This is a genomic window from Nocardia sp. TBRC8007, assembly GCF_056629435.1.
In genome coordinates this window covers 22,849-34,849 of sequence record NZ_JBWSOR010000012.1, presented here as the reverse complement: position 1 = coordinate 34,849, position 12,001 = coordinate 22,849, and the positions used below count along the sequence as shown (strand labels likewise).

Sequence of the window (12,001 nt, the reverse complement as noted above, 5' to 3'; positions counted from 1 at the left end):
CGCCGACGCAACCGATTTGCTATCGGGACTCCTTGCCGGCATTCGGGCCGAAGGTCGCATCGGCGTCGTAGCCGAGCTCGGTCAGCAGTCGAGGAGCTCGAGCATTTCCTGAAGCGATTTCCGACTGCGGCAAGCCGGGCAGCTCACAAATCCAGCTGAGCGGGGCCGGACAGCGATGCTTCATCGCGGGCGACTATTTCGGTACCCGGCGACCGAGCCACTCTGATCCCTCCTGCGCGACGTGACCATGGCTGTATACGAGGGAGACGCCCGCCATGGCGGGCGTCTCCTGAGTCAACCGCCACTTCTGCGTGGCATCTGAATAGTCCCGAGGGCCGTCAGCCCTCCAGCCCCATCCCCTTGGCGAGCAGCGGCCAGGACTTGTGCAGCGCCTCTTCCCAGTACGGCCAATAGTGCGTGCCAACCGGATTGAACTGGTAGGTCGCCGGAATCCCCAACGAATCGAGCCGGTTCTTCAGGTTGATCGTGCATCCGTTGACAGCCGCCTCGATCGCCACTCCGAGACCGAGGTTGAGCACGCCTACGGGTCCCGGCGCGCTTTTCAGATAGTACTCGACATCCTGCAGCATCGGGATACCGCTTCCGGTGGAGATGTAGAGCAGGGTGCCTCGCAGTTTCTCGGCATTGATGACCGGGTCGTTCTCAGCCCACAGCGGGCTGTTGTCAGGTCCGTACATGTTCATGGTGTTACCACCGGCCCAGGTCTCGGTGGAGAGCTTGACGAACCGCTGCCCCACCGGGTCGGCGATCTGCGCGCATCCGCTGTAGGCGGCGACAGACTTCCACAACCCTGGCTTGGCCTCGGCCAACTGCAGTACCGACGTGCCCGACGTCGACAGGCCTGCCAGCGCGTTGAGACCTGTGGAGTGCAGCGTTCGGTCCAGCAGCGGAGGCAATTCCTCGGTGAGGAAGGTCTTCCACTTGTTCAGGCCGAGGACCGGGTCCACGGCCCGCCAATCCGTGTAGTAGCTGCCACGGCCACCGATCGGCTGGATAACGTTGACATGCTTGTCGGACAGCCATTCCAAGGCATTGGTCTGGGCATTCCAGCTCGCGGTTCCCACACCGCCGTCCAGACCGTTGAGCATATACAGGTTCGGTGCCGGGGTGGACTCATCGGCCGGACGCTGCACGTCGACCGCGATCTCGGTTTTCATCGCCGCCGAGTACACCTTTAGACGCCACTCGCGCCCTTCCTTGGTGACGGAGGTGATGGCCGAGGGTTTCTGTGGCGCCGCCGAGGCGGTGCCGCCGAACAGTGTTAAGCACAGGGCGCCGGTGAGCGCAACAGCGGTGGTTCGCAAAGCGGCGATACCGCGCAGAGCAGAAAGCTTCATCGAGCAGTCGATTCCAATCCATGGGGCGCTGTCGGCCACGTCATCGAAGTGGTTTCCCCAGTGGCCTGACGAACGCGCTGATCATAGCCAGTACGTAGTCGCGGCGTCACACTGATGCTCCGCTGAGGGGGTTGTCTGGATATCCGACAGTTCATCGATAACTCCGTTGTTCGCTGCGATTCGTCCGGCCAGGCGCTGCCTCAGCCTTCGACTCGCTATGTCTTCCTGTTCGGCGAGACTGTTACTCGACACCATGACCGACGGAAACCGACACAGCCCAGAAATGTCGTACCCACGCCGTACAGTCGCTGATGTGACTGGATCGCGGTACGAATTCACGGCGCGAGTGTGGGAGCACCAGGGCAATGCCGCGTGGCATTTCGTATCGCTCCCCGAGGAGGTGGCCGATGAGATCGAAGAGCGGTACGCACACCGTTCGGGCGGCTTCGGGTCGGTCCGGGTGCATGTGGTCGTCGGCGACAGCCGATGGTCCACCTCGCTGTTTCCGGACAAGTCGCGGGCGACTTACGTGCTGCCGCTGAAGAAGGCCGTGCGCGAGGCGCAAGGTTTGGAGGCAGGGTCGAGCGCACTGATCGAACTCACCGTCGCACTGTGAAACCCGGATGCGTTGTGAACCTGGGTAGCGCGGTGCGACGCGCGCCATGAAGGCCGCGTCCGGATGCGGTATCACCACCCGAAGAGGCTCCTGCTAGCGCGACCGCACCTTATCCGCTATGCACTCGCTGGCGATTCGGCTGCTGGCGGCGCGGGCCTTGTCCGCATCCTCCTTGCTCATCCCGAGCGTTTCCGGATCGGGGGTCTTCTTGTCGTACTCATCGCTGATCAAGACTCGGAGCCCCGCCTGCGAAATCCCCTGTTCGACGAATATTCGCGCGGCGCAATCAGCCAGCTGCTCGTTATTCAGACCCTTGTCCTGCAAAGACTTGGCGAGATCGGCCTGAGTCACCGTAGGCGCCGTATTGTTGTCGCTGCCGCATGCCACTAACACCGGCAGCGCGAGTAGCGCTGCGGCGATCATAAAGATCCGCACCCGACTCTCCTTTTCCTCTCGGCCACCGTCCGTGACGTGGCCACCATAATGCCGCGCGCCGTCCAGCGGTAGCCGCTGGTGGACAGCCCGGCAATCGCCGCCCACGGTTATCGGCATCGGACAGATACACGGCACACCGCTCCACTATGCGGTAGTGGCAGGAACCATAGATCCGTCGCCGCGCGCAACACAGTATCGAGCAGGTCGAGGGCGCCAGTGTCCACCACATCGAGAGTCGGCCAAGGCTGCGCGTAACAACTGCGGCCGGCAGCAGCGGGTGCATGCGGGCATCGAGCCACGCCTGTGATCGCCAGGTGCGTTCCGGCGCGGCCCACAACAGCCCTGCCACTGTGGCGGGCGTTTCTGCGCGAACGCCAACGCTCCCTCGGCAGCGTCCTTGGACAGCAGTGCGGGCAAGGTGATCTCACCTTGTTGCGCGAACGCCTCCGCGACCGGCCGATCCGGCGACTCGTCGAGATCCGCTCGCTCGCCGCCACCGCCAGCGGTACGGCCGCAGCGGTCTCGGCCGCGAGCTCCAGCGCGACACACAGCGCCTCCCCGGGCTCGGTCACCCGGTTGACCACGCCGAGCTGGTAAAGCCGCTCGACTCTGATCAGACGGACCAGTATGCGGGTCTCGGTGGACGGCAGTTCGCTTATCGCAACGACTTTCACCCACAGGCAGATACCAGGACTTATCACGCACATCGTGCCGCGGTCCCACACTGATCACACCACGGCTGCGAGCGGCAGACCGGTGCGCCGTCTCGACCATCGAAAGTTCCGACGAGAACGTCAGCGGTATTGTCGCCGCCACGAAAGCATTGTGCCGCGAATACCACGCTATGTGGCGGTGAATTCACCCCGAGCCGTGTGGCACACCGGCCCCTGTCCGGAGTCGACTCGGATCGAGAATTAACTGGAAATCAGCCAGTTAAAAGCAAATAACGTCTATTATCCCGTCACACTGTTATCATTTGCTGGCACTTTGCCATCCAGTTGATCGACGGTACACGACACGTTGCGAAGAGCCGGTGTGTCGCGGAATCTCCTTGTTCCGCGCCGTTCTCGGCGAGAACCGGAGGGCTCACAGACATTGCTCAAGACCGCATCCTTGCTGCTATCCACGCTGGCGGGTATCTCGGCCTTGCTCTGCACGATGATCACCCCCGCCACCGCCAATCCGAACGCCATCAATCCGCTCCCGGTGCTCAACGGATCGACCGGACTACCGAATCTGGTCGGCCGCACCAGGGCTGTCTTCCAGGTAACCGGTATGGCGAGTCCGAACAACACGCAGAACTACAACATTCTCGGCACCGACCTGGGCATCATGTGGGACAACGGACACGGCGAAATGCTCACCGCGTTCGGTGATACCGCTGGGTTGGGCTTTCCGAATCTACTCGCGGGCAGTATGTGGTCCTGGCGCAGCAATGTCCTTCTGCGCAGCCACACCAGGAATCCAGCCGATGGCATCTATTTCGACAGCGTGGTCACCGATGTGTTCGGCCAGGCCCGCGACCTGATTCCCAGCCCGAAGATCCCCTTCCTGGAGATCAGCCGGATTCCCACGGCGGGCATCGCGGTCGACGGTGTGCAGTACATGAGCCTGATGTCGGTGCGCAGCTGGGACGACGTCGGCCAGTGGAGCACCAACTACTCCGGGCTGGCCGCCTCCAGCGACAACGGGGAGACCTGGGCCGAGCTACCCGCGACCCGGCGACCGAACGAAGGCGGGCACGCCAAATTCCAGATGAACGCCTTCCTCGCGGACGGCGGGTACATCTATGAGTACGGCACCGGGCCCGGGCGCAATCGCGTCGCGCATATCGCTCGCGTCCGCGCGCAGGACATCGCGAATCTCGGCGAGTACGAGTACTGGGACGGCCACGACTGGCGTAAGAACGACGTGCGTGCCGCCGCGCCCATCATGTGGGGCGTCGGTGAGCTGTCGGTGATGTACAACGATTACCTGGGACAGTTCATTTCGCTCACCACCGACCCGTTCAATTCCGTGGTGATGCGCCGCGCGCCGTCCCCGGTCGGCCCGTGGAGCGCGCCCGAGGTGCTGATCGACACGCGAGAATTACCGACCGCCTACGCGCCTGCGATCTTTCCCTATCAGACCGGGCGCGATCTGTACTTCCTCACCACAGTGCACAGCCAGTACAACGTCTTGCTGATGCACACCGCCCTGTAATGCGGCCGGTCGAGCGGACGCGGGCACCGGGCGTTACGCCCACTCCAACGGGTATCGAGCCGGGCCCGCGCAACCGCCCGGCCTGGTCGTGAATCGATAGACTCACGACCATGGATGCGGCCGATTGGGACGAGCGCTACGCGCAAACGGAATTGGTCTGGGGCGCGCCACCCAACAACACCGTAGTGGAGCATGTCTACGGGTTGGAGCGACGCGCACCGCTGCGGCCCGCCACCTCGGACGGCGAGCCGCCCGAACTCCCGCGTGCGCTCGACCTGGCGTGCGGCGAAGGCCGCAACACTCTCTGGCTGGCCACGCACGGTTGGCAGGTGCGCGCCGTGGACTACTCCCAGATGGGCATCGACAAGGGCCGCACCGTGGCCTCGCACCTGTCCCGCTCGGTGCGCGGCCGCATCACCTGGCAGTGTGCCGATGTCACCCACCTGGACACCGCGGGGATCACCGGGCCGTTCGAACTGGTGCTGATGGTTTTCCTGCATCTACCCGCCGAGCAACGCCGTGCGGTGGTCCGCGCGGCCGCCGAACTGCTGGCCCCAGGAGGCACCCTCTTGGTCCTTGGCCACGACGCCACCAACCTCGCCGAAGGCTTCGGCGGGCCACAGGATCCGGCCATCCTCTTCACTCCCGACGACATCGTCGCCGACCTCGGCCCCGCGATCGCCGCCAACCAGGTCCGGGTACGCATCGCCGACCGCGTCTATCGTCCGACCGAAGCCCGCGACGCCATCGACGCCCTGGTCATCGCCACCCGACCGGCCGAATAACCTCAACGGACGCCCCGGCGCGGTTCTCGGGCATCATCCGATTCCCGACCATCGGGCCAACCACGGTGTGACGGTCTCGGCGATGAGATCGAAACCGGCGCGGAAAGCATGCGGCTGACCTGGGATGACCCGGACTTCGGCCGCGTCGGCGGGATCGGGGACGCCGAACGGATCATTGGCGCCGTTGACTACCACCACCTCGATACTCCCTGGAGCGAGCAGCTCCTCCCTGCGGGTTTTCTCCGGCTTACCCGGCGGATGCAGCGGGAAGGACAATGCGAGCACTCCGCGGGCCCGCGCCGCGCCTGCCGTGCGGCAAGCGACCCGCGCCCCGTTGCTGCGCCCGCCTTGGATCACGGGGAGCCGCTTACGTCCGCGCAACCACGCGACGATCTCCAGCCAGGCCTGGTCCTGCTTGGTCGCCGAACCAGGCGCGCGCCGTCCGGCCACCCGATAGGGCTGCACTACTCGCGCGACGCCGCCACCCAGTCGCAGCGCGGAGTCTCTTACCGCGAGAAGATCCTTCGCATCAATTCCACCGCCGGAACCGTGCGTGAGCAGCAGGAGGAACGCGGGCCTTCGCGGCTGGTCGAGTTCGACCTCAGCCGGTCCCGCACTGGTCTCGATGAGCACACCACACAGTAGGCCCGTGGCGACAGGCCGGTGTTCGCGTCGTGGCGCCTGGGACACAGCAAAATCACAGCGCTTCGATACCATCCGTTCAAACAGTGTAAAAAATGTCACATTGCCGGCCCAGCTCTTTGTAACGTCGTTACTGGTCGGTAATATGGCGTGTAAGTTACCCGCGAGTAGTATGCGGAAAACCGGCACGACTACCCGGTAGAGCGACCAACGGGCGGGAACGGCAACCAACCGACCGCACCAACTCAACGGAGAGCGAGTACTGACAATGGGTCACTACAAGAGCAACGTCCGCGACCTGGAGTTCAACCTCTTCGAGGTCCTCGGCATCGGTTCCATCCTGGACAGTGGCGCCTACGGCGATCTCGACGCCGATACTCTCAAGGAGATGCTCAACGAAGTGCGTCGCCTGGCCGAGGGCCCGCTGGGTGAGTCGTTCGCCGACGCTGACCGCAACCCGCCGGTCTTCGACCTCGAGACCCACACGGTCAAGCTGCCTGAGTCCTTCAAGAAGAGCTTCCGCACCCTGCAGGACGGCGGCTGGGACAAGTTGGGCATCGCCGAGGAGCTCGGCGGCCTGCCGATGCCGCGCACGGCCTACTGGGCTCTCGCCGAACTGATGCTCGGCTCCCAGCCCGCCGCCTTCATGTACGGTGCGGGCCCCGGCTTCGCGAACATCTTCTACAACAACGGCACCGAAGAGCAGCGGGGCTGGGCGAAGATCGCCGCCGAGCAGGGCTGGGGCGCCACCATGGTGCTGACCGAGCCCGACGCGGGCTCCGATGTAGGCGCAGGACGCACCAAGGCGATCAAGCAGGAAGACGGCACCTGGCACATCGAGGGCGTGAAGCGGTTCATCACCTCCGCCGACGCCGACGACCTGTTCCCGAACATCATGCACCTGGTGCTGGCTCGCCCTGAGGGCGCGGGCCCAGGCACCAAGGGCCTGTCGCTGTTCTTCGTGCCCAAGTTCCACTTCGACCACGAGACCGGTGAACTCGGCGAGCGCAACGGCGCTTTCGTGACCAATGTCGAGCACAAGATGGGCCTGAAGGTCTCGACCACCTGCGAGGTCACCTTCGGCGGCCACGGCATCCCGGCCAAGGGCTGGCTGGTCGGCGAGGTGCACGACGGCATCGCGCAGATGTTCGAGGTCATCGAGCACGCCCGCATGATGGTGGGCACCAAGGCCATCGCGACCCTGTCCACCGGTTACCTGAACGCGCGCGACTACGCCAAAGAGCGTGTCCAGGGCGCCGACCTGACCCAAATGACCGACAAAGACGCCCCGCGCGTCACCATCACCCACCACCCCGACGTCCGTCGTGCGCTGGCCATGCAGAAGGCCTACGCCGAAGGCCTGCGCGCGGTGTACCTCTACACCGCCGCCCACCAGAACGCCGATGTGGCGCAGCAGGTCTCCGGCGCCGACGCCGACCTGGCCGCACGAGTCAACGACCTGCTGCTGCCGATCGTCAAAGGCGTCGGCTCCGAGCGCGCCTACCAGTACCTGACCGAATCGCTGCAGACCCTGGGCGGCTCCGGCTTCCTGCAGGACTACCCGATCGAGCAGTACATCCGCGACGCCAAGATCGACTCCCTCTACGAAGGCACCACCGCCATCCAGGCGCAGGACTTCTTCTTCCGCAAAATCGCCCGTGACCGCGGCACCGCACTCGGCCACGTAGCGGGCCAGGTGAAGAAGTTCATCGACTCGGAAGCGGGCAACGGCAGGCTCAAGGGCGAACGCAAACTACTGGCCACCGCACTCGACGACGTACAAACCATGGCCGCCACCCTGACCGGGCACCTGATGAGCGCCCAGGAAGACGCCACGGAGCTGTACAAGGTCGGCCTCGGCTCGGTGCGCTTCCTGCTCTCGGTCGGCGACCTGCTCATCGGCTGGCAGCTGCTGCGCCACGCCGAGATCGCCATCGCGGCACTGGACAATGGCGCCAACGGCGCCGACGAGGCGTTCTACCAAGGCAAGATCGCGGTCGCGCACTTCTTCGCCCGCAACGTCCTGCCGGAGCTGACCGCCACCCGCACCGTGCTGTCGAACCTCGACAACGACATCATGGAACTGGACGAAGCCGCGTTCTGATCCCGGCATCCGACGACTGAAAGGCCCTGTCCCACACTGTCAGATGTGGAACAGGGCCTTTGTCATTCACTACCACACCAGCGCACCGCGCCGGTTACCGCGTCAACTCTCGACGACTGTCGTCGCCGTGCTCCCGTCTTTGCTGGCCTCCTAGGAGATCGTCGCCGCCGTCCCTCTTCGACTGGCGAGCCCAGCCCGCTGGCCGCGCTGACCCTCGACAAACCGATGCTGACCGATAACGCCTGGCTGTGCCCTCGAACTACGAGGTCCAGATGCGCTGTTCGGGATTCCATGTTTGCGGCGCCGCTGCGGCCGGAACACTGATCAGAATGCGGTCGTAGCAAGTGCGCGCGCTCGACAGAGCAGCATCGAGATCGTGGTGCTCCACGGCCAACGGACTCTTCTTCACCATTTTCGACCACTGCATAGCCCAGTCCGGACCGGGAGCCTGCATAGTGCGGGGCAGCTCGGGAATTCCACGCAGGGCACGCTCGGCCTCCACCGCGGAGACTGTCGACTCCAGGTCGATCGGCAGATACATGCTGACCAGCAGCAGATCGACCAGATCGCGGTATCTCCCCGATGAAGCCCCGACCGCGCCATGACGCTCGAAGAAGGCGCAGATTTTGTCGGCGATCTGGTCGGCCAGCGGATACAGCGCGATCCTGGCGTGGCCGGGGAAATCGTCGTTGTCGATCAGCCGAGGCACCGGCTGGTACTCGATCGCACCGATGAGTTCGCGCCGGGCATCGACGACGTCGATGGAGAACGCATCGAACGCCCGGCCACCCAGCAGAGCCTGCACCGTCACCGTCGAGCCCTTGCCGTTGGCCAGCGGCGCAGGCGCGGCGACCTCGAAGCGGAAGTGGTCGAGGTGGTTATCGCGAACCGCTTTGCGCAACTGGGTGATTGGATCGAAGACCTGACCTTGGGGAACTGCCAGCAGGTCGATATCACGACTGTAGCGGGACTCCGGTAGTCGAACCATCATCCCGACACCGCCTTTGAGGATCCATCGGTCCGGGTCGACAGCGAACACCCGTGCCAGGAAGCGCGACATCACGAACTTGCGGGCGACGGTGTTGAAGTCCTGCTCGGTCGCCTTCGCGTGCGATCTGAGGTGATCGGTGATACTGCGGCGCACTGCGTTCGGAGAGCGCATCACCGACCCACCTGCCCATCGGTGCGCTCTCGCGCGAGGCAGGCCCGCACCGTGTCGGGATCCAGCGCCGCCCGAGCCTGCCTCCCGGCATTGCGCATCGGCTGCATGGTGTCGATCATCGCGAGCAGCGCAGGCTCCGCGGCGATACCCGCGAGCAGCGCAGCGCTCGAGTCGCCGTGGACGATCTCGTTGCGAATCCTGTTGAACGCCGCGGCCAGCTGGCCCGGTGGCAGCAGCGCTTCGAGCGCGGCAACGAGCGAGAGGGTATCAGCGGCGTCGGCAACGGCGTGCTGACCCGCGATCTGGGCCAGCGACACCGCCGAGGACGGAACCCCGGCCGTCTCGATGAGCGCATCGAGAAAGCCCTGCCCATCGAACGGCACATGGCCATAGCTGTGGGCGCGCTCGGACAGGACGGCGATGACCTGGTCCGCGGTGACCAGGCTACGCGCCAGCCCGTCACGAACAACGCCCGCCAGATGGCCGGCGTCGAGTCCCGCGGCCACCAGATCGGCGATCGTGCGCAACGGAGTGGTCACCGCCAGCCCGTCCACCACCTGCCAGTCATCACGGTCGAGGTGAGCGCGATGGATCTCGACCTCTGGCATCGACAGCCGTACTCGACGCAGCGCAGTCAGCTCCACTACATCAGCATCCACGTCACCGAGTCCATGGATCACCGCGGCAGACCGATGCGACACCACCCCGGTGGGCACCGGATCGTCCAGACGCTCCCAGACCACACGCTCAGGATCGAGGGCCATCCACGCGACGCGCACGTCCTGGTGCTCGTCATAGGGGAACCGCGCTACCCGATACATACCGTGACGAACCCGCTCCAGCATCCCCGCATCGGCCATCTGCTTGAGCTGCTGCGGGCTCACGCCCACACGGGCACCGGCCTGGCGACTCGTCACCAGGCCCCACTGTTCGCTCGCCAGACCCACCAACTGTGCGGCACGACTATCCTCAGCCATGGCACAATAATAGCTAAATTAATGTAGATAATCGCCACATTATGTTATTTTTCTGCCATCCAAATCGCGCTTGGAGCCAGCCAAATCGGCAACCCGCGACGTTCGCACCAGCGTCTGGACTGCCCACACCGGCAACGACCATCTGAATCCCCCGGCCTGCAGTCGGTAGACCTCCGATCGGGTGGTCGTGATTTCTCCGGTTCGATGGCCACAGTTTCTCCGGATGGGTGGCCGGAGGTACGAGCACCGCGCAGTGTCTTCCTACAGAGGCCACCGCCGGACATCGGGCTGGTCCGCGTCGTGAAATAGGCACCGAGACGCTGGTCCAGGTCTGCGGCGTCGCAGCTTGGCGAACAAGGCATCGAGCAGTACATCCGCGACGCGAAGATCGACTCGCTCTACGAAGGCACCACCGCCATCCAGGCGCAGGACTTCTTCTTCCGCAAAATCGCCCGCGACCGCGGCACCGCACTCGGCCACGTAGCGGGCCAGGTGAAGAAGTTCATCGACTCGGATGCGGGCAACGGCAGACTGAAGGGTGAACGCAAGCTGCTGGCCACCGCGCTGGAAGACGTACAAACCATGGCCGCCACCCTGACCGGGCACCTGATGAGCGCCCAGGAAGACGCCACAGAGCTGTACAAGGTCGGCCTCGGCTCGGTGCGCTTCCTGCTCTCGGTCGGCGACCTGCTCATCGGCTGGCAACTGGTGATGAAGGCGCCGTCGGATCTGGCCAGTCATTTCCACTGGAATGGTGACGTGTTCACCGACGGGCAGGTCATCGACACGGTCACCCCGAGGCATGCAAATAGCGTCGTCAACGACATCACGCACCGCGCCGAGCCGGTATGGGACCCCGCTGACACATCGGCGTGGCGGGCGATCTGGGCGTACTCGAGAAAGCGTGCCGTGCGCGACAATCAGACGCTCAACGCTCAGCAGGCCCGGGCCAAGGACATCATCGACGGCACCCGGGCTGCCCGAACACCACGGTTCGTCAAGACTACGACGAAGGGCAAGACTCTTGATACCGACGGCATTGCCAGGGCTCGATCCCTCGTCGGACTCAAAGGTTATGTCACCAATCTTCCTGCTTCACTGATGAACCCGCATGAGGTGATGGAGAAGTATCACGATCTGTGGCAGGTCGAGCAGTCGTTTCGTATGTCGAAGACCGACCTGCGGGCCCGCCCGATCTTCAGTCACACCCGGGATTCGATCGAGGCGCACCTGACCATCGTGTTCACTGCGTTGGCGATCTCACGCTACCCTCAGGTCGAGACAGGGATATCGATCCGGAAGATCGTGCGCACTCTGCGCCCACTGCAGGAAATCACCGTCACAATCGCGGGCCACGAGCACACCGCCCTCGATCCGCTCACCGACACCGCCACGAACATCCTCGATTCCCTCGAAATCCCGAATCCTCGGTCAGGGTTGGCACACTAAACTGGTGCAACTCAGGTCCGAAGCCCGAACTGACGCCGACCGAAGCGTCCGCGCGGAGATCCTTCACGAACTACTCCCCCCACGTCGAGCCCGCGCGAACCCGCGTGTGGTCAAACGCAAGATGTCCGTCTTCCACGTCAAACACCCGCACCACCGCACCGCGCCCTGCATCGACCACAGACCGGTCATAACCCCGGGCAGCTCGCCACCACCCTAAGCTAAGTAAACGCTATTGAGCGCTAACAAGCCAGGAGCTCTTACGGACCGAGGG

11 protein-coding genes are annotated in these 12,001 nt (G+C 64.3%); 6 read left to right on the top strand and 5 right to left on the bottom strand.

What is annotated here, in order from left to right:
- Window positions 1-338 precede the first annotated feature (338 nt).
- Entirely contained in the window at window positions 339-1,358 is a 1,020-nt protein-coding gene (locus ACX4ZE_RS12525) for an alpha/beta hydrolase (RefSeq protein ID WP_480273560.1), read from the bottom strand.
- A 313-nt stretch (window positions 1,359-1,671) separates the two neighbouring features.
- On the opposite strand from ACX4ZE_RS12525, the gene ACX4ZE_RS12520 reads away from it, so the two are divergent.
- A complete protein-coding gene (locus ACX4ZE_RS12520) occupies window positions 1,672-1,974 on the top strand; it encodes a DUF1905 domain-containing protein (RefSeq protein WP_480273559.1) in 303 nt (100 codons plus the stop codon).
- A 93-nt stretch (window positions 1,975-2,067) separates the two neighbouring features.
- Here ACX4ZE_RS12520 and ACX4ZE_RS12515 read toward each other — a convergent pair whose 3' ends face one another.
- The gene (locus ACX4ZE_RS12515; protein ID WP_480273558.1) at window positions 2,068-2,526 is read right to left on the bottom strand and encodes a hypothetical protein; all 459 of its coding nucleotides are present in this window, start codon (window positions 2,524-2,526) and stop codon (window positions 2,068-2,070) included.
- A 186-nt stretch (window positions 2,527-2,712) separates the two neighbouring features.
- Here ACX4ZE_RS12515 and ACX4ZE_RS12510 point away from each other — a divergent pair, with 186 nt between their 5' ends.
- The 3 genes from ACX4ZE_RS12510 (at window position 2,713) to ACX4ZE_RS12500 (ending at window position 5,396) form a co-directional block, all read left to right on the top strand.
- Window positions 2,713-3,006 carry a hypothetical protein gene (locus tag ACX4ZE_RS12510; protein ID WP_480273557.1) on the top strand — a complete coding sequence of 98 codons (294 nt, stop codon included), beginning with the start codon at window positions 2,713-2,715 and terminating at the stop codon, window positions 3,004-3,006.
- Between the two features lie 498 nt (window positions 3,007-3,504).
- Complete coding sequence (locus ACX4ZE_RS12505) at window positions 3,505-4,611, top strand: DUF4185 domain-containing protein (RefSeq protein ID WP_480273615.1); 1,107 nt, start codon at window positions 3,505-3,507, stop codon at window positions 4,609-4,611.
- Between the two features lie 110 nt (window positions 4,612-4,721).
- Window positions 4,722-5,396 carry a class I SAM-dependent methyltransferase gene (locus ACX4ZE_RS12500; protein WP_480273556.1) on the top strand — a complete coding sequence of 225 codons (675 nt, stop codon included), beginning with the start codon at window positions 4,722-4,724 and terminating at the stop codon, window positions 5,394-5,396.
- A 33-nt stretch (window positions 5,397-5,429) separates the two neighbouring features.
- Here the strand turns inward: ACX4ZE_RS12500 and ACX4ZE_RS12495 are convergent, their stop codons facing one another.
- Complete coding sequence (locus ACX4ZE_RS12495) at window positions 5,430-6,029, bottom strand: alpha/beta hydrolase family protein (protein WP_480273555.1); 600 nt, start codon at window positions 6,027-6,029, stop codon at window positions 5,430-5,432.
- Between the two features lie 277 nt (window positions 6,030-6,306).
- On the opposite strand from ACX4ZE_RS12495, the gene ACX4ZE_RS12490 reads away from it, so the two are divergent.
- Window positions 6,307-8,142, top strand: coding sequence for an acyl-CoA dehydrogenase (locus tag ACX4ZE_RS12490; protein WP_480273554.1), 1,836 nt, complete (start codon window positions 6,307-6,309; stop codon window positions 8,140-8,142).
- A 259-nt stretch (window positions 8,143-8,401) separates the two neighbouring features.
- On the opposite strand, the gene ACX4ZE_RS12485 is transcribed toward ACX4ZE_RS12490, so the two are convergent.
- Complete coding sequence (locus ACX4ZE_RS12485; protein ID WP_480273553.1) at window positions 8,402-9,304, bottom strand: nucleotidyl transferase AbiEii/AbiGii toxin family protein; 903 nt, start codon at window positions 9,302-9,304, stop codon at window positions 8,402-8,404.
- A complete protein-coding gene (locus ACX4ZE_RS12480) occupies window positions 9,304-10,281 on the bottom strand; it encodes a type IV toxin-antitoxin system AbiEi family antitoxin domain-containing protein (protein ID WP_480273552.1) in 978 nt (325 codons plus the stop codon). The genes ACX4ZE_RS12485 and ACX4ZE_RS12480 overlap by 1 nt, the downstream gene beginning before the upstream one ends.
- A 492-nt stretch (window positions 10,282-10,773) precedes the next feature.
- On the opposite strand from ACX4ZE_RS12480, the gene ACX4ZE_RS12475 reads away from it, so the two are divergent.
- Window positions 10,774-11,730 (top strand): IS1634 family transposase, encoded by a 957-nt coding sequence (locus tag ACX4ZE_RS12475; protein WP_480273551.1) that lies wholly within the window; start codon window positions 10,774-10,776, stop codon window positions 11,728-11,730.
- Window positions 11,731-12,001: the final 271 nt, after the last annotated feature.